Annotated in this window: 23 protein-coding genes and 1 tRNA gene; 10 read left to right on the top strand and 14 right to left on the bottom strand. The window is 69.7% G+C overall.

All coding sequences use genetic code 11. The annotated features are described in order from the left end of the window. The first annotated feature begins 2 nt into the window (after positions 1-2). Positions 3-125 carry a hypothetical protein gene (locus ACQPXM_RS36530; RefSeq protein WP_432942556.1) on the top strand — a complete coding sequence of 41 codons (123 nt, stop codon included), beginning with the start codon at positions 3-5 and terminating at the stop codon, positions 123-125. Here ACQPXM_RS36530 and ACQPXM_RS36525 read toward each other — a convergent pair. Together ACQPXM_RS36525 and ACQPXM_RS36520 are read right to left on the bottom strand one after the other, a co-directional pair. After that, complete coding sequence (locus tag ACQPXM_RS36525; RefSeq protein WP_432942555.1) at positions 115-423, bottom strand: hypothetical protein; 309 nt, start codon at positions 421-423, stop codon at positions 115-117. The genes ACQPXM_RS36530 and ACQPXM_RS36525 overlap by 11 nt on opposite strands. Before the next feature lie 115 nt (positions 424-538). Then, entirely contained in the window at positions 539-1,402 is an 864-nt protein-coding gene (locus ACQPXM_RS36520) for a phytanoyl-CoA dioxygenase family protein (RefSeq protein WP_432942554.1), read from the bottom strand. A 111-nt stretch (positions 1,403-1,513) separates the two neighbouring features. Between ACQPXM_RS36520 and ACQPXM_RS36515 the strand changes: the two genes are divergently transcribed. Both ACQPXM_RS36515 and ACQPXM_RS36510 read left to right on the top strand, forming a co-directional pair. Then, the gene (locus ACQPXM_RS36515) at positions 1,514-2,296 is read left to right on the top strand and encodes a helix-turn-helix domain-containing protein (protein WP_432942553.1); all 783 of its coding nucleotides are present in this window, start codon (positions 1,514-1,516) and stop codon (positions 2,294-2,296) included. 10 nt (positions 2,297-2,306) lie between these two features. After that, complete coding sequence (locus ACQPXM_RS36510) at positions 2,307-3,038, top strand: GNAT family N-acetyltransferase (protein ID WP_432942552.1); 732 nt, start codon at positions 2,307-2,309, stop codon at positions 3,036-3,038. Between the two features lie 12 nt (positions 3,039-3,050). On the opposite strand, the gene ACQPXM_RS36505 is transcribed toward ACQPXM_RS36510, so the two are convergent. Next, a complete protein-coding gene (locus tag ACQPXM_RS36505; protein WP_432942551.1) occupies positions 3,051-3,632 on the bottom strand; it encodes a LuxR C-terminal-related transcriptional regulator in 582 nt (193 codons plus the stop codon). A gap of 142 nt (positions 3,633-3,774) precedes the next feature. On the opposite strand from ACQPXM_RS36505, the gene ACQPXM_RS36500 reads away from it, so the two are divergent. Next, positions 3,775-4,059: a hypothetical protein gene (locus ACQPXM_RS36500; protein ID WP_432942550.1), complete on the top strand. Its 285-nt coding sequence runs from the start codon at positions 3,775-3,777 to the stop codon at positions 4,057-4,059. 3 nt (positions 4,060-4,062) lie between these two features. On the opposite strand, the gene ACQPXM_RS36495 is transcribed toward ACQPXM_RS36500, so the two are convergent. After that, positions 4,063-4,998, bottom strand: coding sequence for a phosphotransferase enzyme family protein (locus ACQPXM_RS36495; RefSeq protein ID WP_432942549.1), 936 nt, complete (start codon positions 4,996-4,998; stop codon positions 4,063-4,065). 136 nt (positions 4,999-5,134) lie between these two features. On the opposite strand from ACQPXM_RS36495, the gene ACQPXM_RS36490 reads away from it, so the two are divergent. Together ACQPXM_RS36490 and ACQPXM_RS36485 are read left to right on the top strand one after the other, a co-directional pair. After that, positions 5,135-5,217: transfer RNA gene (locus tag ACQPXM_RS36490), tRNA-Tyr, on the top strand. 168 nt (positions 5,218-5,385) lie between these two features. Then, positions 5,386-6,561: a hypothetical protein gene (locus tag ACQPXM_RS36485; protein WP_432942548.1), complete on the top strand. Its 1,176-nt coding sequence runs from the start codon at positions 5,386-5,388 to the stop codon at positions 6,559-6,561. A 147-nt stretch (positions 6,562-6,708) separates the two neighbouring features. Here ACQPXM_RS36485 and ACQPXM_RS36480 read toward each other — a convergent pair whose 3' ends face one another. Genes ACQPXM_RS36480 through ACQPXM_RS36465 form a run of 4 tightly spaced genes read right to left on the bottom strand, consistent with a single transcriptional unit; the run spans position 6,709 to position 10,205 of the window. Beyond that, positions 6,709-7,629 carry a hypothetical protein gene (locus ACQPXM_RS36480; protein WP_432942547.1) on the bottom strand — a complete coding sequence of 307 codons (921 nt, stop codon included), beginning with the start codon at positions 7,627-7,629 and terminating at the stop codon, positions 6,709-6,711. 39 nt (positions 7,630-7,668) lie between these two features. Next, positions 7,669-9,171 (bottom strand): MFS transporter, encoded by a 1,503-nt coding sequence (locus ACQPXM_RS36475; protein WP_432942546.1) that lies wholly within the window; start codon positions 9,169-9,171, stop codon positions 7,669-7,671. Next, complete coding sequence (locus ACQPXM_RS36470) at positions 9,168-9,737, bottom strand: TetR/AcrR family transcriptional regulator (RefSeq protein WP_432942545.1); 570 nt, start codon at positions 9,735-9,737, stop codon at positions 9,168-9,170. The genes ACQPXM_RS36475 and ACQPXM_RS36470 overlap by 4 nt, the downstream gene beginning before the upstream one ends. Before the next feature lie 42 nt (positions 9,738-9,779). After that, the gene (locus ACQPXM_RS36465) at positions 9,780-10,205 is read right to left on the bottom strand and encodes a MarR family winged helix-turn-helix transcriptional regulator (protein ID WP_432942544.1); all 426 of its coding nucleotides are present in this window, start codon (positions 10,203-10,205) and stop codon (positions 9,780-9,782) included. Positions 10,206-10,296: 91 nt separating this feature from the next. On the opposite strand from ACQPXM_RS36465, the gene ACQPXM_RS36460 reads away from it, so the two are divergent. Next, entirely contained in the window at positions 10,297-11,187 is an 891-nt protein-coding gene (locus ACQPXM_RS36460) for an LLM class flavin-dependent oxidoreductase (RefSeq protein ID WP_432942543.1), read from the top strand. A 7-nt stretch (positions 11,188-11,194) separates the two neighbouring features. Here the strand turns inward: ACQPXM_RS36460 and ACQPXM_RS36455 are convergent, their stop codons facing one another. After that, positions 11,195-12,088: an aldo/keto reductase gene (locus ACQPXM_RS36455; RefSeq protein WP_432942542.1), complete on the bottom strand. Its 894-nt coding sequence runs from the start codon at positions 12,086-12,088 to the stop codon at positions 11,195-11,197. Between the two features lie 9 nt (positions 12,089-12,097). Then, positions 12,098-12,796, bottom strand: a complete 699-nt coding sequence (locus ACQPXM_RS36450) for an RraA family protein (RefSeq protein ID WP_432942541.1) — start codon at positions 12,794-12,796, stop codon at positions 12,098-12,100. A 101-nt stretch (positions 12,797-12,897) separates the two neighbouring features. Here ACQPXM_RS36450 and ACQPXM_RS36445 point away from each other — a divergent pair, with 101 nt between their 5' ends. Together ACQPXM_RS36445 and ACQPXM_RS36440 are read left to right on the top strand one after the other, a co-directional pair. Next, a complete protein-coding gene (locus tag ACQPXM_RS36445; protein ID WP_432942540.1) occupies positions 12,898-13,692 on the top strand; it encodes a class I SAM-dependent methyltransferase in 795 nt (264 codons plus the stop codon). 152 nt (positions 13,693-13,844) lie between these two features. Then, positions 13,845-14,879: an FG-GAP repeat domain-containing protein gene (locus ACQPXM_RS36440; protein ID WP_432942539.1), complete on the top strand. Its 1,035-nt coding sequence runs from the start codon at positions 13,845-13,847 to the stop codon at positions 14,877-14,879. Positions 14,880-14,927: 48 nt separating this feature from the next. On the opposite strand, the gene ACQPXM_RS36435 is transcribed toward ACQPXM_RS36440, so the two are convergent. Genes ACQPXM_RS36435 through ACQPXM_RS36420 form a run of 4 tightly spaced genes read right to left on the bottom strand, consistent with a single transcriptional unit; the run spans position 14,928 to position 17,614 of the window. Further along, the gene (locus ACQPXM_RS36435) at positions 14,928-15,305 is read right to left on the bottom strand and encodes a VOC family protein (protein WP_432942538.1); all 378 of its coding nucleotides are present in this window, start codon (positions 15,303-15,305) and stop codon (positions 14,928-14,930) included. A gap of 10 nt (positions 15,306-15,315) precedes the next feature. Continuing rightward, positions 15,316-16,155 carry an RNA methyltransferase gene (locus ACQPXM_RS36430; protein WP_432942537.1) on the bottom strand — a complete coding sequence of 280 codons (840 nt, stop codon included), beginning with the start codon at positions 16,153-16,155 and terminating at the stop codon, positions 15,316-15,318. 60 nt (positions 16,156-16,215) lie between these two features. Continuing rightward, positions 16,216-16,563, bottom strand: a complete 348-nt coding sequence (locus ACQPXM_RS36425) for a VOC family protein (protein WP_432942536.1) — start codon at positions 16,561-16,563, stop codon at positions 16,216-16,218. Positions 16,564-16,618: 55 nt separating this feature from the next. Then, positions 16,619-17,614 (bottom strand): LacI family DNA-binding transcriptional regulator, encoded by a 996-nt coding sequence (locus tag ACQPXM_RS36420; RefSeq protein WP_432942535.1) that lies wholly within the window; start codon positions 17,612-17,614, stop codon positions 16,619-16,621. A gap of 134 nt (positions 17,615-17,748) precedes the next feature. Between ACQPXM_RS36420 and ACQPXM_RS36415 the strand changes: the two genes are divergently transcribed. Then, on the top strand, positions 17,749-19,575 hold the full coding sequence (locus ACQPXM_RS36415; RefSeq protein WP_432942534.1) for a glycoside hydrolase family 127 protein: 1,827 nt from the start codon (positions 17,749-17,751) through the stop codon (positions 19,573-19,575). Position 19,576 lies beyond the last annotated feature (1 nt).

Below are 19,576 nucleotides of genomic sequence, written 5' to 3'. Positions count from 1 at the left end.
CGGTGGGTGATGGTCCGATCGACAGCGAAGCCGCCGGTGACGGGATCGAGCTCGTCACCGACGGCCCGCTGCGGGTGCAGTCCCTGCAACTGCACCAGCTCGCGTCGATCTGGGTCAGACCGTGACGAGCTTCTCGAAGAAGAACTCGTGCTTGAGGAACGACACGTCGTACTCGTGACCGTGCTGCGGCGGCAGCAGCTGCGCGGCCTGGAAGAGCCGCCAGCCGTCCTTCAACGCCTCCAGCCCGCTCGCGTACGGCGGGACGTCGCTGTCGCCGGTCGTCGGCGAGGTCGCGCCGGTGCCGTCGTAGGTCGACCAGCCGACCGTGCGCGAGTCGAGTGCGGAGGAGGCCAGGTACAACACGAGCACCTGCTGGCGGACCGTCGTGCCGGTCGCGGTGGTGTCAGGGGCGGTGCTGGTCATGAGGCCTCCTGGCCTGGACTGAGGAGTGGAGGGAGCGAAGCGACCGGAGCGACGAGGGAAGGCCAGGAGTTGAGCCTCATGACCCGCCGTGCCGGAGGCGCGGCCGTCAGTAGAGTCATGCGGTCACCTTCTTCGCGGCGTGCGGGTTCTGGCTGCGCTGGGAGATCACGCGCTGCGGGCGGTTCGAGACCCTGGTGACCCAGTAGTCGGGGTCGAAGGTGTCGTCGCCGGTCAGCTTCTGCCACAACTTGACCCGGTTGTAGATCTCCAGCCGGCCGGTCGCGTTCTCGTACCAGGGGAAGGTCTGGCTGAGCTCGGCGGCGACCTGCTCGTCGTACAGGTCCTCGAGGTTCCACAGCCGGACCTGGCGCACGGTCGGGTTGAACCGGATCTTGAACATGTAGCGGTCGATGTCGCTGTCGTTGCGGCGGCCGCCGTGCCAGATGCCGTGGTGCAGGAAGACGACGGTGCCGGCCGGGCAGGTCAGCCGGGTCTGGCCGAGCAGATTCTGGTAGCGGCCGGTGTCGGACTCGTTGGTCCGGCGCAGGTGGCTGCCGGGCACGCTCAGGGTGCCGCCCATCTCGAGCGTCACCTCCTGCGGGTAGTACATCAGCTGCACGTCGAAGGCGTCCTCGCGGACGTCGATGATCGCGTCACCGTGCAGGTTCTGCGCCTCGCCTTCGTTGGCCTTGCGGATGTGCACCGCGTGGTGGTCGACGGTCGGCTCGGGCCCGACCAGGCTGTGGATGGCGCCGGCGACCTCGGGCAGCTGCACCAGCCGCTGCACGAACTCGCTGTCCACGAACGCCTCCGACAGCGGGGTGCCGTACGGGACGCCGGGAACGCCGGCCCGCAGGACGTCGAGGGCCTGCTGGTTCATCTCGTCGGGTACGACGGCGTCCATCCGGAGCGCGCCGGTGGCGACGAAATGAGCCATCTGGACCGAGGTGAGCAGGTTCTTGCGATGGGGATGGGGCATGTCTCTCCCTCTCGGGGCGACTGGTCCTTGGTGGTTCCTACTCGTCCAGGTTAGGAAGGAATCCGCTGGTCTCGCGTCGGTCTGATTCACCACTGGTGGTAATTTCTCACCATGCTTCGGTTAGCCTTGGCTCAGCCGCCGGAGGTGGTCAACCTCGGCGCCGGCGTGCACGGGGTGCACCGCCGGCGCGACAACTTCCAGCTGCCCGACCTGTGGCAGCTGCACCTGTACAACTACTCGGCCGACCTGACCCTGGACGGTACGACGTACGCGGTGGCGCCCGGCTTCGTCAGCCTGACGCCGGCCGGGATGCCCGTGCAGTTCGACTACCGCGGGCGATCGGAGCACCTGTACGTGCACTTCCGGCCGCGGCCGGGCGGCGAACCGTCGTACGTGCCGCTGGTCCAGGACGCCGGTGCCGCGGCGCCCCAGCTCGCCGAGCTGCTGCGCTCAGCGATCGAGGCGTCCCCGAGCGGTTCCGCACGCGTGGTCGCCGAGGTGTGGACCGCGTTGTGGCGCATCGCCCACCTGAACGCAGGCCCGCCGGACCGGACCGGGCATCCCGCGGTCGCCGCCGCGATCGCGTACATCGAGGCGAACCTCGCCCGCCCGCTGACCGTCCCGGAGCTGGCGCGCGAGGCCGGGGTGTCGCACAACCACCTGACCCGGCTGTTCCACGCCGAGACCGGTACGACCGTGATCGCCTACCTTCGGCGCCGCCGGCTGACCCGCGCGCGGCACCTGCTGGTTTCGTCGACGCTGTCCATCCCGGCGATCGCGGCTTCGGTCGGCATTCCCGATCTCCAGGCGTTCAACAAGGCCTGTCATCGCGAGCTCGGCGGATCCCCGCGGGCGGTGCGAAATGCGATGGCCGCGGGCGGCGGTACGACCTAACCTCGGCTTCATGCTGATCCCCGTCGCCGAAGCCCCCGAACTCAACGACGAGGCGAGCCGGGTGTTCGCCGAGGGCTGGCCGGAGTTCATCTTCCACGACGCGCTCGCGAAGCAGTACGCCGAGCGCCGGGACCAGTACTTTCCGCATTGGAACTTCTATCTGGTGTCGGAGGATGCGTCACCGGAGCGGTTGCAAGCCGGGTGCTGGGGTGTGCCGATCGCTTGGGACGGCTCGGTCTCAGACCTGCCCGGCGGCTACACCGACGCTATGGCCCGCGCCGTCACGTCGTACGAGGCGGGTGTCGAACCCAACACCTTCGTGCTGATGGCCGCCGCTGTGCGCCCCAACCAGCAGGGCCGTGGTGTCGCCGCCGAACTGATCACCGCTGTGCGCGACCGGGCCGTCGCCCATGGTCTGCCACAGGTCATCGCCCCGCTGCGGCCGACGCTGAAGACCCGCTACCCGCTCACGGACATCGCGACGTACCTGACGTGGACCCGGTCCGACGGCCTGCCGCTCGACCCCTGGCTCCGCACCCATGTCCGGCTCGGTGCCACGGTGCTCGCGCCGGCGCCCGCGTCGCAGACCATCACGGGGTCGGTCGCCGACTGGGAGAAGTGGACGGGCATCGAGTTGCCCTCACCCGGCACCTACGTCATCCCGGCGGGCCTGTCCACTCTCACCATCGCCGACGGCACCGGCACGTACGTCGAACCGAACATCTGGGTTCGCCACGCGTAGCCCGCCGGGCCGTCACGCTGAGTCGGCGAGCGGGAACGCCGTGGCGACCGCGGCCGTGCGGCTGGCGACGCCGAGGCGTTCGTAGATGTTCTCCAGGTGCTTGCGAACGGTGCCCTCGGCAACGAAGAGGCGGCCGGACGTCCGTGACAGCAGCATCCGGCGATCCTCGGCGCCGCGAGCCGGGAACGGAACGCAGATCTCGCTGCGAGTCCCCAGCACCCTGAACCATTCCCCAAGCGGCGACCTGCCGAGCTGCCGGGCGGACAGGTAGTCCGACGTCTTCCAGACACTCTCGTAGTCGCCGGTGCGCTGCGGGCGGCTGCAGATCTCCTCGTCCCAGTACGAGTGCCAGAACAGGTCCTCCCAGCCGTCGGGCAGGTCGACCGGCAGCTCGGTGACCTCCTCCAGGGCGAGCACTTGGCGCTCGAGCGGCCGGCTCAGCTGGAAGCTGACGTCGTCGGCCGGGATGAGTTCACCCAGCGCGCGGAGGACCTCCCGCGGGAACTCCTCGCCCGGCCCGCTCTGCCGGCCGCGGTCGATCACGTCGAAGATCCGGCGCAGGTCTCGCTCGGTGACGGTCAGTTGCTCGACCATGGCGATCCCCTCCTTCTGTTTTCAGGCTAGGCCTGTCCGCGGCTTACGCCCATACGTCGAACGTCGTATGGCTCGGTCGGGGCCACGGTCGTCACGGTGGTTGTACGGCGGCACCTCGTCGCCCAGCCTGAAAGGAAAGCTCATGAAACTGCTGTCCCGTCTGACCGCCGTCTCGGCCGGTCTGGCGCTCCCGGTCGTCGCGCTGACCGGCAGCGCGTACGCCAAGCTGCCGCCGGAGGATCCGGACACGCGGCCGGGCTCGCCGGTCGCTGACGACCCGATCGCGCCGGTCGCTCCGGTCGTGCAGCTGACCGGCTTCGCGACCTGGCAGGTGGTCGCGCTGGTCCTGACCGCCGCGCTCATCGCCGCCGTACTGACCGTGATCGCGACGCGGCTGCGCCCGGCGTACGCGAAGAGTGCGGTTTAGCGGTCAGGAGACCGCGAGCACCGCCAGGCCGTCGGGCCCGAGGACTCCCCGGAGGATCCGGAGCGAGTCCTCGCGGTCCGGCCCGGTGATCGCCTGCTCGGCCCAGAGCGCGACGTCCTCCAGAGCTCGGGCGTGCCGGTAGTACCGCAGATTGTGATCGTCGAGTTCTGTCTGTCCGTAGCCGGCGAAGAACGCGTCGAGCTGCCGCGGCGTCGCCGGCCCGAGCGTCCCCATCCCGCCGAGCACGAACAGCAGATCCTGCTCCCGCGACGCCAGCACCGCGTCGTCCCAGTCGATCAAGTGAACGTTGTTGCCGACGATCACGTTGCCCAGATGCGGATCCCCGTGACAGATCACCGGCGTACCCCGCGGCCCGTCGACCGGCTCCAGCAGCCCGAGGATCAGCTCCCGATGCTCGCGCCACAAGACCGCCAGTTCGGCCTCGGTCTCGTCACCCGGCGCCTGCCCGGCCAGCCGCGCATCCAACTCCCGCAGCAACCCCGGCATCCGAGCATTGACCGGATTGAGCGCAGGCAGCACCCGCCGCAGCTCCTCCGACGGCTCCGTCGAGTGAACCCCCGCCAGCAGCACCCCGTACGCCGTCCACTCCGCGTCGGTCAGCCCAACCTCCGCCGCACCCCGCCCGTCAACCCAAGGCATCACCGTGAGCCGCCGCCCCTCGCGCACACTCCACGACTCACCGCCACGAGTCAGCACTGGCCCAGCAATCCCCGGCACCCCCGCAGCCGCCAGTTCCGCACTCACTCTCGCGCCGGCATCCGTCCCACCCCCGGACCACTTCACGGCGTACCGCCGCTCCGTCGTCCGCGCCAACCAGACCTCCGCGGCCAGATCAGCACCCCCGTGCACCCGCGTGAGTTCAACCACATCAAGCCCGTAGTCCGCGCGAACGAACTCCCGCAGCGCCCTCGTCGTCACGCCGCCCACGATGCCCGCCCCCGGCCAGGCCCGCGACCGATTTCCCCAGCCGCCCTCCACAGCCCCCATCCGATTTGCTGTCAGGGGCACTGTCTGTTGTATCGTCTCTCACGCCGCTCCTCGGAGCAGCACCCCTGGCAGGTTGCCCGAGCGGCCAAAGGGAGCAGACTGTAAATCTGTCGGCTTATGCCTACGCAGGTTCGAACCCTGCACCTGCCACAGGGCCTGAAACAGCCCCTGATCCACGGATCAGGGGCTGTTTTGTTGTCGTACCATCCCTCTGCGCGTCCCTGCGCGCATCCTGCCCGCGATGCCGGGGAATAGGCTGCGGGCGAGCTGGGGTTGCTGGTTGTGGACCACCGACGTGATCGAGGAGAAGAGCGGGCGATGAAACCCACCGAGTTCGTCAAGGTGAACACTCAGTTCTGGGGGGAGCACCTCAAGGGTGTGAGCGACCACCTGCCGACGAGCCACCGGACCGAGCTGCCCGGCCCGCTGCTCTATCCGCGGATGATGGTGCTGACCGAGACCCCGGACTGGAACATCCTGGAACTGGTCGGCGTCAGCCGCGAGTACCGGTCGCTGGAGGTGCGGCGGCAGAAGGCGGCCGGCATCGACGAGTACTTCGGTACGTCGGCCGGCGCCGGCGCGGTCGTCGCGTTGCCGGACGAGAGTGTCGTGAAGGACGCGACGATCGCCAGCGAGCGCGGCAAGAACGCGCTGTCGGACTGGTTCCCGGCCACGCAGAGCCTGCTGGGTAACGAGATGGTCGGGCCGAGCGACAAGCTGCTGGAGTTCGCGCCGGGCAACTATGCGGTGCTCGGCCGGGTGCTGCTGGCCCAGTCGTCCGGGCTCGCGGTCCGCCTGCGCTGGAACTTCTTCACGATCGCGATCCACCGCTCCGAGCCCGCGGACAGGTACCGCGAGTTCCTGCAGCGCCTGGTGAACTCCTCCGAGCACCTCGACCCGATCGGCACGTTCGCCGTACCGCGGGGTGAGTCGGAGCAGATCCTGAAGGGCGACCCGTACGCCAGCACCTACCTGCACGACCTGCAGAAGCTGACCACCGGCGAGTTCCTCAACCGGCACGAGGAGATCCTGCTGTCCGCGTTCGACGCGACCAGCCTGATCCGCGAGCCCGCGCTGGAGTCCGCGGACGGCACGATCACCCCCGACTTCATCCTCGAGCGTTCCGACGGCACCCACGTCGTCGGCGACCTCGCGCTTCCGCTGCTCGAGACCGTCGGCGGCAAGAAGCGCCGCCGCTCCCTCGACCTTCGCGACGGCGCCACCCGCCTCGCGCAGTACCAGCAGTACTTCGCCACCGCGGAGAACCAGGCCTTCGCCAAGACCAAGTACGGCGTGGAGATCACCGACCCCCGCACCCTCCTGGTCGTCGCGAGCCACGAAGCCCCCACCGACTTCGACCAGGCCGCCGAGACCGCGTCGTCCCTGGAGGTCGTCGACTACGACACGATCCTCCGCCTGCACCTCGCGGCGAAGTCGCCCTCCTCAAGCACCCCGAATGACTCCGGTCCGACGAGCATCGCGGTGATGCCGTAGCTCCCGCCACCGCACCGACGGTCAGTGGTGCGCAGCTGACAGGTCCAGAGTTCGGGGAGTCAGGTACAGGACCAGCGCCGCGACGGCCAGCAGTAGCAGCCCGCCGGACAACCCGAACCAGGTGAGGGAGTCGAGGGCCTTGCCGTCTCAGGCGTCCTCGTCGCGGATCTGCTCCAGCGCAAGCGCCAGAAGTTCACACCCGAGGTCGAACCCCTCGGCGGTCGAGAGATTGGTGGTCACGCCGTAGGGGGATTTCAAAGTGCCGACCAACGGATCCTGAAGCAGCGCAGGCGGGAGGTCCGTCGCCTGGAGCGCGTAGTCGACCTTGCCGGTCCAGTGCACGTACGCGGCGGCGCGCGTCGGTTCCTCGACCAGGGTGTCGTGGACGCGGTAGTACTTGTGGCGAGCGGCCGCCGTGTTCGAGGGGACTGCCACAGCCAGCTGCCAACCGGCGATCTTCGCGAAGCGGGTCACGGCCTCGGCCATCGCCGGGGTGCGGCACTCACTTGCTGCCAGCTCGGCGATCGTCAGCGGCTCAGGCGCCGGCGGCTCGGCCGTGGTCTCGGCCGGCCCCGGTGCAACCGCGGCGATGTCGAACCAGTTTCCCGTCTGGCGGTCCCACACGTCGATCCCGGCGGCGGCGTATCGCTGCCAGCCGGTTTCCTTGCGACCGCTGAGTTGCCCGTGTTCCTCGACAGTGACGATGCAGGCGACGCCTTGTTCGACGAGCAAAGCCTCCAGGGCGTCAGGTTCCCAGCGCTTGCCGAGCAGTTGCGTCGTCAGGTCCTTCCGGGTCCACACGTGCTCGTGGTTGATGCTGGCCGGGCCGACCGGATTCTTCACTCCCGCGGAGATGAACCGGGTGTTGTACTTCGCGTACGGCGCGATGCCCTCCGCCTCGGTCCACTTCCACAGGGCGATGCTGAGCTGTTCCCTGTGGTGCTGGCACGTGACACCGGTGAGCCCAAGCAACTGTTGGATCAGCCGCAAGGCCCTCGCCCGGTTCTTCTCGACGGTCTGGTCCGCGACATACGGCTGGTCGGTTCGAACGACGGCGACGTCTGGCATCGGCCGATTGTGTCGGGCCGAGCCAGATCACGCCAGGTGTCAGTGGTGCGCAGCTGACAGGTCCAGGGTTCGGGGAGTCAGGTACAGGACCAGCCCGGCGACGGCCAGCAGTAGCAGGCCGCCGGACAACCCGAACCAGGTGAGGGACTCGGTGAAGGCGGTTCGGGCCGTGGAGCTGAGGGCGGGATCGCCGAGGGTGAGGGCGCCGGCCAGCGACTCCTGGGCTTGAGTCGGCGCGTCCGACGGGAGCCCGGCGCGATACACCGCCGCGGCGAGGCTGCCGAGGACGGTGATGCCCAGGGCGGCGCCGATTTCGTAGCTGCTTTCCTCGATCGCCGCGGCGCTGCCGGCCTGGTCGACGGGGGCGCCGGCCATGATGACGGCTGAGGCGACCGCCAGGGGAGCGGTACCGATGCCGATCAGGGTGAGGGACGCGGCGATTCCGGCGTACGTGAGGGGCTGCGGGACGGCGAAGAGCAGGAGGAAACCAGCGGCTCCGACGGCCAGGCCACCGACCAGAACAGTGCGGGCACCAATGCGCTGCGCGAGCGCGGGCGCCAGCGGCGAACCGATCAGACCGCCGACGGCCATCGGGAGCAGCGCGACACCGGAAGCGAGCGGCGACCAGCCCTTCACCAACTGCAGCCACTGCGAAATGAGCAGCAGCGCGGCGACCATCGCGAAGCTCGTGATCAGCGCGGTGAGTACGCCGGCCGTGAACCCCCGGCCGCGGAACAACCTGATCTCCAGCATCGGCTCGCCCGTCCGCAGGCAGCGCAGCACAAACCCAAAGAGCAGTGCAGCCCCCACCAGACCGACCACCAGAACCTCGGCGGTCACGCCGTCCTTGCCGAGTTCCTTGATCGCGTAGACCAGCCCGACCATCCCCGCGATCGACAGCACGGTCGCGACAGGATCGAGCCGTCCGGGCCGCTCCGACCGGCTCTCCGGCAGCAGCAGCAACGCGGCGACGACGGCCGCGGCCATCACCGGCACGTTCACCAGGAACGCCGAGTGCCAGCTGAAGTTCTGCAGCAACGCCCCGCCCAGGATCGGCCCGAGCGCGCTGCCGACGGCGGCGGTCGCACCCCAGATCCCGAGCGCGGTCGCGCGTTCCCGCGCGTCCGGGAACAGGGCCCGGATCAGCGACAACGTCGACGGCATGATCATCGCGCCACCGACCCCGAGCAGGACGCGTACGGCGATCACGTGCGCCGGGCTGTCGGCCAGCAGCACGCCGAGCGAGGCCGCGCCGAAGATCACGAAGCCGGTCACCAGCATCCGCCGCCGGCCGATCCGGTCGCCGAGGGAACTGGCGGTGACCAGCAGACCGGCCAGCACCAGCGAGTAGATGTCGACCATCCACAGCAGTTCGACCGAGCTCGGCCGCAGGTCCTCGGCCATCGCGGGGAGCGCGAGGTTGAGGATCGTCATGTCCATCACCACCAGCAGCAAGCTGGCGGACAAGACGGCGAGACCGCCCCAACGCCGCCGGGTGCTCGGTGTCGCGGCCGGCCGCACGGGCGTCGTACTGGCGGTCATCGGAAGTCTCCAGCGGTCGTGCCGACGAGGAAGGTCGACAGTACGAGCCCGTCGAGGTCGCGCCGGGCGACGTCGCCACGGCGCAGCGCCTCGCGGGCCGCGATCATCAGCCCGTAGACGGTGTGCTCGATCCAGCGGGCCGGAAGATCGGACCGCAGTACGCCGGCCCGCTGCGCCGCGGCGTAGAACTCGACCTCGCGATCGATCAGCACGTTGGTGCGCTCGGCCAGCTCCGGCATCGCTTCCATCCGGTTGTTGGCCAGCGCGTAGGCGAACTCGTCGGCGTTCTCGACGAACCAGCGGACCAGTTCGCGCAGGCAGGCCCGGATCCGCTCGGGATCCCCGGACGCGCCGGCCGCGACCATGTCGGTCTCCTGCTGGCTGCGGACCCAGTGGTCGAGCGCCCGCTCACCGATCTCCCGGAGCAGCGCGTCGCGGGAGGCGAAATGGCGGTTCAGCGTGGCCCGGCCGATCCCGATCGCGGCCGCGAGATCGGCCATCGAGGTGGTCGGGTCGGAGTTCAGCCGGCGCAGCGCGGCGTCGAGGACCTGGTCACGAGTGAGCATGCCTCCAGTAGACACCTCTGTCTCGAATGAGACAAGTTTGCCTCACTTGAGGCGTTGATCACTCGTTACCGTCGCGACTGCTCCGACCACAGCCTTGCGCTGAGCCGGCGAGAGCGCGGCGGTCAGTTCGCCGATCCGATCGGTGTACGCCGAGTGGGCCTCGTCGGCCAGCTTCGTACCCGACGTCGTGAGCGCGATCCGGCACGCCCGCCGGTCCGCGGGATCGGGCTGCCGCTGGACCAGCTCCCGTCGCTCCAGCCGGTCGACCATGCTGGTCAGGCTCGACCGCTCGATGCTCATGATCCGGCTCAGCTCGGTCATCCCGAACGGTCCGGCGAGCAGCACGCACAGCAGATGCGCCTGCTGCGGCGTCAGCCCGAGCGGGCGACTGGTCTCGGCGTACAGGTCCTGCAGGGTGTGCATCAGCTGGACCAGCGAGCCGACCAGTTCCGTGTCCTGTGCCGCCATGGCTCCATCCTAGTCCGGCAGCTGGAATGTCAGGAGACCAAATATTTCGATATACTACTATTTAGCCCTCCGAACTAACTGGAGGTCCATCATGACTGTTCGTTTCGGGTACGGCGCACCGCTGGACGCGCGTGCGATCCCCGACCTGTTGCGGCTCGCCCAGCGGGCCGATCGCGACGGCCTCGACCACGTCTCGGTCGCCGATCACCCGTACGGCGCTCACGCGCTCGACGCGTACGCCGCGATCGGGTTCGTGCTGGCCCGCACCGAGCGGATCGCCGGCCTGGTCAACGTCACCAACCTGCCGTTGCGCCCGGCACCGATCCTGGCCCGTACGGCGTCCACGCTCGCGGCGCTGTCCGGCGACCGGCTCGTGGTCGGCCTCGGCGCCGGCGGAGCGCCGGACCTGATCACGGCGATGGGCGGCCGGGAGCAGACTCCGCGGCAAGCCGTCGAGGCGTTCGAGGAGGCGATGGTGCTGATCCGGTCGCTGACCACGGCGGGACCTGCGGTGACGTCGGAGGGACCGCACTACCCGGTGACCGGGATCCCGCCCGTCGCGGTACCGCCCCTGCAGATCTGGACCGGGTCGAACGGTCCGAAGTCGCTCGCGGCGACCGGACGGCAGGCCGACGGGTGGATTCCCGGTCACGCGGCCGACTGGCTCAGCGAGATCTACCGGACGTCGCGGCCGATCATCGACACCGCGGCCGCCGAGGCCGGGCGCAAGCCGTCCGACGTCGCGACGATCTACAACTTTCCCGGCGCGATCACCGACCGTCCGCTCGACCGGCCGCGCGACGCCGAAGGCCGTTGGGTCGGCGGCTCGGTCGACCAGTGGGTGGAGGAGCTGAGCGGCGCGGTGCTGGAGCACGAAGCCGCTGGCTTCACGTACTTCCCGCGCGGCGACGCGTCGTACGAGAGTTCGCTCGGCCGGTGGGCTCAGGAGATCGTGCCCGCGGTCCGGGCAGCGATCTCCTGAGCTTCCGTCAGTTCAGTTCGGCCAGTTCGGCCGGGGAAAGCTCGATCGCCCCGGCCGCGACGTTCTCTTCCAGGTGGGCCGGGTTGCCGGTGCCGGGGATGGCCAGCACATGCGGGCCCTGGTGCAAGGTCCATGCGAGGCGGATCTGCTGTTCGGAGACGCCGTGAGCCGCGGCGATCCGGCGTACGGCGTCGGAGTGGTCGGTGGTGGCGGTGCCTTCGCGGGACGCGCCGGCGATCGCGAAGAACGGGACGTAAGCGACGCCGCGCTCACCGCAGACGGGCAGGAACGCGTCGTCCTCGCGGTGGGTGTCCAGGGCGTAGGAGTTCTGCACGCAGACGACCGGGGCGATCGGCTGCGCCTCGTCGAGGTGGTCCGGGCGGATGTTCGACAGGCCGAGGTGCCGGATCAGCCCGGCCTCGCGCAGCTCGGCGAGTGCGCCGAAGCGCTCGGCGACCGAGTCCTCGCCGGGCTTCTTGATGATGCGCAGGTTCACGACGTCGAGCGTGTCCTTGCCGAGCTGGCGAAGGTTGAGCTCGACCTGCGCACGCAGTTCGGCGGGGGTCGTCGCCTGGTAGAAACCGCGCTCCGGGTCGGAGCCCGGCCCGACCTTGGTGGTGATCACCAGGTCTTCCGGGTACGGCGACAACGCCTCGCGGATCAGCTCGTTCGCGTAGCGCACCGGTCCCTCGCCGACCTGCAGCGTGCCGCCGGGGGAGGCGTAGAAGGCGGCGGTGTCGATGTGGTTCACGCCGAGTTCGACGGCCCGGCGCAGTACGCGGATCGCGAGGTCCCGGTCGGGGTTCGCGGTGATGCGCATCGCGCCGAACCCGAGTCGGTTGATGGTGAAGTCGCCCAGCTTCCAAGTACCCGCGGTGGCCGCGGAGAGGTTTTCAGGCATCCGCCCACCTTATTCCTCGATCGCGCCACCCTTGGCGCGCAAGTGTGCCCGAAAGGTCAGTCCTGGATCAGTGGCCCGCGCCGCGAGGTACTCGTCGAACCGGACCTGCTCGCGCAGCGACGTACCGCTCGCGATCAGCGCGGCCTGCCGGTGTTCGGTGTCCCGGATCGACTCCGCCAGCGCGAACAGCTCGTCGACGCGATCGGCCGGAACGAACACGACGCCGTCGTCGTCGGCCAGCACGACGTCGTGGTTGCCTACGGCCCATTCTTCGACGGTTGCCGTGGTCAACGCGTCGGCCGGCAACGGATCGAGGCGCAGCGGTCCGTTCGGTATCGCGCCGAGGCTGTAGACCGGCAACCCGATCGCCTGGATGTCAGCCGTGTCCCGGTGCAGTCCCCACACCACCAGCCCCGCGAGCCCGGCCGCCTTCGCCTCCAGTACGACGAGGTCGCCCACGCAGGCCTCGTCCCGCCGCCCAGCGTTGTCGACCACCAGCACGTCGCCCGCTTCGGCCTTCCCGAAGGCCTCCAGGAACACGTCGACGCTGCCGACATGCCGAGCCGGCAGCACCCGCCCCGCGAGGCGCCCGGGCTGGGCCGCCGTCAGCGACACGCAGCGCACCGGCACCTTGGCCCGCACGCACGCGTCGGCGACATGGGCCGTGGTCAGTTCGGCGAAGCGACTGGTCAACTCGTCCGGCGTCATACTGGCTCCTCACGGTCGATTCTATGTCTCAATTATCAAGACAAATGGTCTCATAAAGCAAGACGTGACGTTAGGCTGAGCGGGAGACAAAGGAGTCCGCGATGAACAACGTCTACACCCACGGCCACCACGAATCCGTCCTGCGCTCGCATCGCTGGCGCACCGCCGAGAACTCGGCCGGCTACCTGCTGCCGCGGCTGCGCCCGGGCATGAGTCTGCTCGACGTCGGCGCCGGTCCTGGCACGATCACCGCCGAGCTGGCTGCACTGGTCGCACCCGGGCGGACCACCGCACTGGAGGCGAGCGAGTCGGCACTCGACATCACCCGCGGGACCTTCGCGGAGCGCGAGATCGAGGTCGACTTCGTCGTCGGCGACGTGCACCGGCTCGACCTGCCGGACGACTCGTACGACGTCGTGCACGCGCACCAGGTCCTGCAGCACGTGGCCGATCCCGTGCAGGCGTTGCGGGAGATGCGCCGCGTGTGCAAGCCGGGCGGCATCGTGGCCGCGCGCGACTCCGACTACGACGCCTTCACCTGGTATCCGGAACTGCCGGAGCTCGACGAGTGGCTGGAGCTGTACCAGCGGATGGCCCGCGCGAACCAGGGCGAGCCCGACGCGGGTCGCCGGCTGCTGTCCTGGGCGCAGCAGGCCGGGTTCGAGCAGGTCGAGGCGACGGCGAGCAACTGGACCTTCGCGAATGCCGAGGACCGCGACTGGTGGGGCGGCATGTGGGCCGACCGGGTGCTGCAGTCCGCGATGGCCGAGCAGGCGCGAGCGGCCGGCGTACCGGAGGAGACGCTGGAGCGGATCTCGGCCGGGTGGCGGGCGTGGGCGGCGGCACCGGACGGTTTCCTCAGCCTGCTGCACGGCGAGATCATCGCGATCGCGTGATCACCGCGTCCGCTGAGCAGAAATCCTGTGACGCGGTGTAACGATCAACTCCGGACGCCGATAGAGGGGTGTTGGCGGTACGCCGGCGGGGGCCCTGGGGGAGGGGAAAGCCGGCGTCAGCACCGCCTCTGATGTCCGAGGGGGACAACTTCATGCGTTACAGATCCGCAGCTCTGGGGCTGGCGGTGGCGGCACTGGCCGCCGTCGGCCTCACCGCGCCGGCCGAAGCCAAGCCCGCGCAGAACACAGCCAGTACGGCGGTCGCCGCGACCAAGGTCGTCACGTCCGCGATCACGTGGGGGCAGAACGGCGACGTCTCCGTCCCGCGCTCGTACGTCGGGGACAGCAGGCTCGAGCTGGCGGTGTTCCGCCCGAGCAACGGCACCTGGTACATCCGCGGCTGGACCAACATCAAGTTCGGCCAGGCGGGCGACATCCCGGTCCCGGCCGACTACAACGGCGACGGCCGCGCCGAGCTCGCCGTCTTCCGCCCGTCGAACGGCTACTGGTACATCCGCGGCGTCGGCCAGTTCGTCTGGGGCCAGGCCGGCGACGTCCCGGTCGCGTCGAACTACGTCGGCGACAGCCGCGCCGAGGCCGCGGTCTGGCGTCCGTCGCTGGGCCGCTGGTTCATCCGCGGTGCCGCCCAGATCTCGTGGGGCGCGAACGGCGACATCCCGGTGCCCGCGGACTACGTCGGTGACAGCCACAGTGACCTCGCGGTCTGGCGCCCGTCGCTGGGCCGCTGGTTCATCCGCGGCGCCGCCCAGATCTCGTACGGCGTGAACGGCGACGTGCCCGCGCCGGCGAACTTCGTCGGCAACGCCAAGGCGGACCTCACGGTGTTCCGCCGCGGCACCTGGTTCACCCGCGGCGGCAGCACGATCACCTGGGGCCAGAACGCCGACCGCCCGCACCCGGGCAACTACGCCGGTACGACCGCGACGGACCACACGGTCTGGCGCCCGTCGAACGGGACGTGGTACCTGCGCTACGAGGTCACGGTGACGCCGCCTCCGCCCCCGCCGCCGAACTGCGATCCGTCCTACCCGACGGTGTGCATCCCGCCGCCTCCGCCGGACCTCGACTGCCCCGACATCCCTTACCGCTACTTCAAGGTGATCGGGACGGACCCGCACAACTTCGATGGCAGCGACAACGACGGGATCGGCTGCGAAACCGACTGATCCTTGCCCAAAGCAACCGGCCCCCGAGTAGCAGATCGGGGGCCGGTTTCACTTCCCGGCCAGCACCACCAGATACCCGTCCGGATCCCGCAACCACAACTCCCGATGCCCCGCGTTCGGATTCGTATGCACCCCGGTCCGCACGTCCCCGGCGTCCGCCCGCCCCGCCACCGCATCGAGATCGTCCACCTCGAACCACACCGCGACCCCGTTGCCCAATGGCACCTCCGGATCCCCGAACACCCCGTGGTGATGGCCGACCTCGAGCTGATGCAGCTGCAGGATCAACTCCCCGTCGACAGTCACCCGCTCGTACTCCGGCCCACCATGCGCACTCACGCCACCCAGCACCCCGCGGTACCAGGCGCTGCTCTTCTCCACATCACGAACCGCCAGCAACGGCTGCGGTCTCACCGAAAGCGTCATGCCACCGACGCTAGGCCGACCCGTCCGCCGCTGTCTTGAACGAATGGGCACGCTGCCGCGCCGCCTCGTAGAGCACGGCGGTCGCCGCGTTGGCCGCGTTCAGCGAGCTCGCCGCCCCGGTCATCGGGATCCGCACCAACTCGTCGGCCAGTTCCTTCCACGCCGCACTGAGACCGGACGTCTCGTTGCCCACCAGTAGCAACGTCGGCTGCGTGAGGTCGAAGTCGAACACGTCGACCGTCCCGTGCTCATCGGTGCCCACGACAACAATCGGTACGCCGGCCGCCCGCTGCGCCGAGACCCACTCCATCACCTCGCGCTGCGACGGCACCCGGACAGCGGGCAGCGCGAACAGCGATCCCGTGCTCGCCCGCACCGCCTTCGGGTCGTACACGTCGGCCGCGTGCCCGGTCACGATGAACCCGTCGGCCCCGAACGCGTCCGCGGACCGGATGATCGACCCGATGTTGCCCGGCCCGGTCGGCCGGTCGAACACCACCCCGAGGAAGTCCGGCCCGACCGGAATCCGATCGAGCGAATCCGGCGGCATCGCCACGACCGCGACCACCTCGGCGGCGTCCTTCTCGGTCAGCTCGGCCAGCAGTTCGGGCGCCATCAGCACCCGCTCGGCGTCCCGGTGGCTTTGCATCAGATCTCGCGCCCACTGCGACAACGGCCGCGACGCGTCCTGGATCAGCGTGTTGACCGTCCACCCGTGTTCGACCGCGAGGTTGATCGGCCGCACGCCCTGGACGAGGAACTCCCCGGCCCGCTGCCGCTTGTTCCGGTTGCTCAGCAGCGCCTGCCACACCTGGAACCGCGCATTCCGACTACTGACTCGCGTCGCCATCCACTTCCCAACTTCCGCCGCCGGCCGGACCCCACACTACGAGGAACCGGACCGCGCGGGTCAGGTGAGGGACTGGATCAGCCCGAGCTGGTTTCCATCGGGGTCCTGGATCAGCGCCAGCCGCTGTCGCCCGCCCGACACCAGTTGCGGATCCGTCGACGGGATGTTCTGGCCGGACAGCGTCGAGAGCGTGGCGTCGAGGTCGTCGACGGTCAGGTTCACCGTCGTCCGCCCGGCCCGGTCGGGATCCTCGAAGACCTGCACCACGCCGAGCTCGCTCAGATGCCACTCGGCCAGTGAGTCCATCGGCCGGGTGTCGGCCGGGCGGCCGAAGAACCGCTCGTACCACTGGATCGCCTTGTCGATCTCCGCCACCGGTACCACGGCCAGAACCGCACGCATCGTCACGCTGCCTCCTCAGTCGGTCTCCCGCCAGTGCCCAGGTCGCCGCGCGGACGAAACGTCAGGTGCCGAGCGTCGACTCCCGGGGAATCAGCTCGGTCGGCAGCTCGAGCAACCCTGACGGTGACGCTCCGCCGATCATCTCCAGCAGCAACTGGGCGGTACGCCGTCCCAACTGCTCCAGCTGCAGGTCGACCGTCGTGAGCGGCGGGCGGCTCGCCAACGCCATCACGCTCCAGTTGTCGTAGCCGGTCACCGCGATGTCGTCCGGTACGGCGCGCCCGAGCTCTCGCAACCGGTCGCACACGCCGCGCGCGATCTGGTCGCTGCCGCACGAGATCGCGTCGATGTCGGTCGTCCGCAGCAGGACGTCGACCGCGTGCCGCCCCCAGCGCTCGCTCCATTCACCGTGCAGCGGTTCGCCGGCCAACGCGTCGCCGGCCGTCGACACCGTCGCTGCCGCGCGCACCACCGCACTGCGATGTGTGGCGGGCCCGGTCACGTGCGCGATCCGCTGCCGCCCGAGCGTGAGCAGGTGCCGGACCGTCGACGCGGCGCCGCCGTGGTCGTCGACCATCACTGACGTGTCCGCTGGGTCGGTGGACGGGCTGAACGCGTAGACCACCGGGATCGGTACGTCGATCGGCGCGCGCGGCTCGGTCCGCCGGCCGGTGACGATGATTCCGTCGACCCGCCGGGAGACCAGTGACTTGAGGTAGTGCGACTCGCGCAGGGGATCGTCACGGGTGTCGCACAGCACGAGGGCCATCTCGCCCGCGCTCAACGCGTCCTCCGCGCCGAGCATGATCGGGATGCTGAACCGGCCGGAGCTGTCGGTCGTGATCAGCCCGACGGTGTAGCTGCGACCTGACGACAACGCCCGGCCCCGGCTGTCCGGGGTGAAGCCGAGCTGCTCGGCCGCACGCCGTACCCGCGCCCGGGTCTCCTCCCGCAACTGGCCGGTGTCGTTCAGCGCCTTGGACGCCGTACTGGTCGAGACGCCGGCCAGGGCGGCGACGTCGGTGATCCGCGGCACCGCCGGTCTCGGTGACGGCATCGGCGTCCTCCCAGCATTTCCGAAGTTTCCAGCATGGTAGCCGCATCGGCGACCACTACCCTCTTGACCAGCCGTGAAAAGGTCCCTAAGTTCAAGGAAAACGTGTTCCGTTTGTTTCCGCGAGGAGCCGCCAGATGCCCACCGTCCCGGACCTTTCACCAGCCGCCACCACCCGCGGCCGACTGCGGCCGATCGGTCTGGGCCGCGCCCGGATCTCCGGCGGCTTCTGGTCCCCACGCCAGCAGCGCAACGCGGACGCCGCCATTCCGGCCGGTCAGGACCAGCTGGAAGCAGCCGGCAACCTGCACAACCTCCGTCTCGCCGCCGGGATCGGTGCGGGCGAGGCGATCGGTCCGGTGTTCGCCGACTCCGACGTCTACAAGTGGCTGGAGGCCGTCGCCTGGGAGTACGGCCGCAACCCGTCCGAGGACCTGTTGCGCCGCCAGCGCGAGTTGACCGCGGTCGTCGCCGCCGCACAGCGCGAGGACGGCTACCTCGACTCCGTCGTCCAGTTGCGTGAGGGCGACGAGGGCCGCTACCAGCAGCTCGTCTGGAGCCACGAGCACTACTGCGCCGGCCACTTGATCCAGGCCGCCGTCGCGCAGGTGCGCTGCACCGGCGACCGCGGTCTGCTCGAGGTCGCGATCAAGCTCGCCGATCACCTGGTCGCGACCTTCGGCGAACCGGAGGACGGCAAGCTCCGCGACGTCGACGGTCACCCGGTGATCGAGATGGCGCTGGTCGAGCTCTACCGCGAGACCGGGACGACGGCGTACCTGGACCTCGCGCGCTGGTTCGTCGAGGCGCGCGGCCACGGCATCATCGCCGATCACGGGCACGAACCGACGTACTTCTCCGACCGCCGGCCGGTGCGCGAGGCGACGACGGTCGAGGGTCACGCCGTGCGCGCGGTGTACCTGGCGGCCGGCGCGACGGACGTCGCCGTCGAGACCGGCGACACCGCGCTGCTCGAAGCGCTCGAAGGACAGTTCGCCCACATGTGGTCGACGAAGACCTACGTAACCGGCGGCCTCGGCGCGCGCTGGGAGGGCGAGGCCTTCGGCGACGAGCACGAGCTGCCGCCGGATCGCGCGTACGCCGAGACCTGCGCGGCGATCGGCGGCGTCCAGTGGGCGCACCGGATGCTGCTGGCCACCGGCAACGCCTTCTACGCCGACGCGACCGAGCGCATGCTCTACAACGGCTTCCTCGCCGGCGTTTCGCTGAAGGGCAGCGAGTACTTCTACGTGAACCCCTTGCAGCTCAGGGGAAACGCGCACCCCGACGGCAACCGCAGCCCGGCGCACGGCCGCCGCGGCTGGTTCGACTGCGCCTGTTGCCCGCCCAACATCATGCGCACCCTCGCCAGCCTCGACGGCTATCTCGCCACCACGTCGGACACCGCGATCCAGCTCCACCAGTACGCCGAGAGCACGATCGCCACCGACACCGTCGAACTGCGCGTCGAGACCGACTACCCCTGGGACGGTGCGATCCGGATCACTGTCGCCAAGGCGCCGGAAACCAACTGGTCTCTCGAGCTCCGCATCCCCGCGTGGGCCGAGGGCGCGACGGTCAACGGCAAACCCGTCGACGCCGGTCAGTACGCCCGGCTGGACCAGACCTGGTCGCCCGGCGACACCGTCGACCTGCAACTCCCGCTGACTCCGCGTACGGTCACCGCCCACTCACGCGTCGACGCCGTCCGCGGCTGCGTGGCGATCGAACGCGGCCCACTCGTCTACGCCGTCGAGCAGACCGACCAGCAGGCGAACGTGGACGACCTTCACCTGCTCGACGCGCCGATCACCCCGCGCCACGATCCCAGCCTGCTCGACGGCGTCACGGTCCTCACGACCCGGGGCCGCGTCGACGACGAGGTGGAGATCGCGGCGATCCCGTACTACGCGTGGGCCAACCGGGAGATCGGTGCCATGCGGGTCTGGCTGCCGCGTGACTGAC

This window comes from Kribbella sp. CA-253562, from assembly GCF_050942265.1.
Classification (GTDB): domain Bacteria; phylum Actinomycetota; class Actinomycetes; order Propionibacteriales; family Kribbellaceae; genus Kribbella.
The sequence above is the reverse complement of the archived record's forward strand: the minus strand, read 5'-3'. Positions and strand labels throughout refer to the sequence as shown.

Excerpts from the sequence above, each read along its gene's own strand:
- ACQPXM_RS36415 (WP_432942534.1), top strand. The coding sequence starts at position 17,749 with ATGCCCACCGTCCCGGACCTTTCACCAGCCGCCACCACCCGCGGCCGA.
- ACQPXM_RS36470 (WP_432942545.1), bottom strand. The coding sequence starts at position 9,737 with ATGCTCACTCGTGACCAGGTCCTCGACGCCGCGCTGCGCCGGCTGAAC.
- ACQPXM_RS36465 (WP_432942544.1), bottom strand. The coding sequence starts at position 10,205 with ATGGCGGCACAGGACACGGAACTGGTCGGCTCGCTGGTCCAGCTGATG.
- ACQPXM_RS36475 (WP_432942546.1), bottom strand. The coding sequence starts at position 9,171 with ATGACCGCCAGTACGACGCCCGTGCGGCCGGCCGCGACACCGAGCACC.
- ACQPXM_RS36450 (WP_432942541.1), bottom strand. The coding sequence starts at position 12,796 with ATGACGCCGGACGAGTTGACCAGTCGCTTCGCCGAACTGACCACGGCC.
- ACQPXM_RS36460 (WP_432942543.1), top strand. The coding sequence starts at position 10,297 with ATGACTGTTCGTTTCGGGTACGGCGCACCGCTGGACGCGCGTGCGATC.
- ACQPXM_RS36435 (WP_432942538.1), bottom strand. The coding sequence starts at position 15,305 with ATGACGCTTTCGGTGAGACCGCAGCCGTTGCTGGCGGTTCGTGATGTG.
- ACQPXM_RS36485 (WP_432942548.1), top strand. The coding sequence starts at position 5,386 with ATGAAACCCACCGAGTTCGTCAAGGTGAACACTCAGTTCTGGGGGGAG.
- ACQPXM_RS36420 (WP_432942535.1), bottom strand. The coding sequence starts at position 17,614 with ATGCCGTCACCGAGACCGGCGGTGCCGCGGATCACCGACGTCGCCGCC.
- ACQPXM_RS36480 (WP_432942547.1), bottom strand. The coding sequence starts at position 7,629 with ATGCCAGACGTCGCCGTCGTTCGAACCGACCAGCCGTATGTCGCGGAC.
- ACQPXM_RS36520 (WP_432942554.1), bottom strand. The coding sequence starts at position 1,402 with ATGCCCCATCCCCATCGCAAGAACCTGCTCACCTCGGTCCAGATGGCT.
- ACQPXM_RS36510 (WP_432942552.1), top strand. The coding sequence starts at position 2,307 with ATGCTGATCCCCGTCGCCGAAGCCCCCGAACTCAACGACGAGGCGAGC.
- ACQPXM_RS36525 (WP_432942555.1), bottom strand. The coding sequence starts at position 423 with ATGACCAGCACCGCCCCTGACACCACCGCGACCGGCACGACGGTCCGC.
- ACQPXM_RS36440 (WP_432942539.1), top strand. The coding sequence starts at position 13,845 with ATGCGTTACAGATCCGCAGCTCTGGGGCTGGCGGTGGCGGCACTGGCC.
- ACQPXM_RS36445 (WP_432942540.1), top strand. The coding sequence starts at position 12,898 with ATGAACAACGTCTACACCCACGGCCACCACGAATCCGTCCTGCGCTCG.
- ACQPXM_RS36515 (WP_432942553.1), top strand. The coding sequence starts at position 1,514 with ATGCTTCGGTTAGCCTTGGCTCAGCCGCCGGAGGTGGTCAACCTCGGC.
- ACQPXM_RS36455 (WP_432942542.1), bottom strand. The coding sequence starts at position 12,088 with ATGCCTGAAAACCTCTCCGCGGCCACCGCGGGTACTTGGAAGCTGGGC.
- ACQPXM_RS36500 (WP_432942550.1), top strand. The coding sequence starts at position 3,775 with ATGAAACTGCTGTCCCGTCTGACCGCCGTCTCGGCCGGTCTGGCGCTC.
- ACQPXM_RS36430 (WP_432942537.1), bottom strand. The coding sequence starts at position 16,155 with ATGGCGACGCGAGTCAGTAGTCGGAATGCGCGGTTCCAGGTGTGGCAG.
- ACQPXM_RS36505 (WP_432942551.1), bottom strand. The coding sequence starts at position 3,632 with ATGGTCGAGCAACTGACCGTCACCGAGCGAGACCTGCGCCGGATCTTC.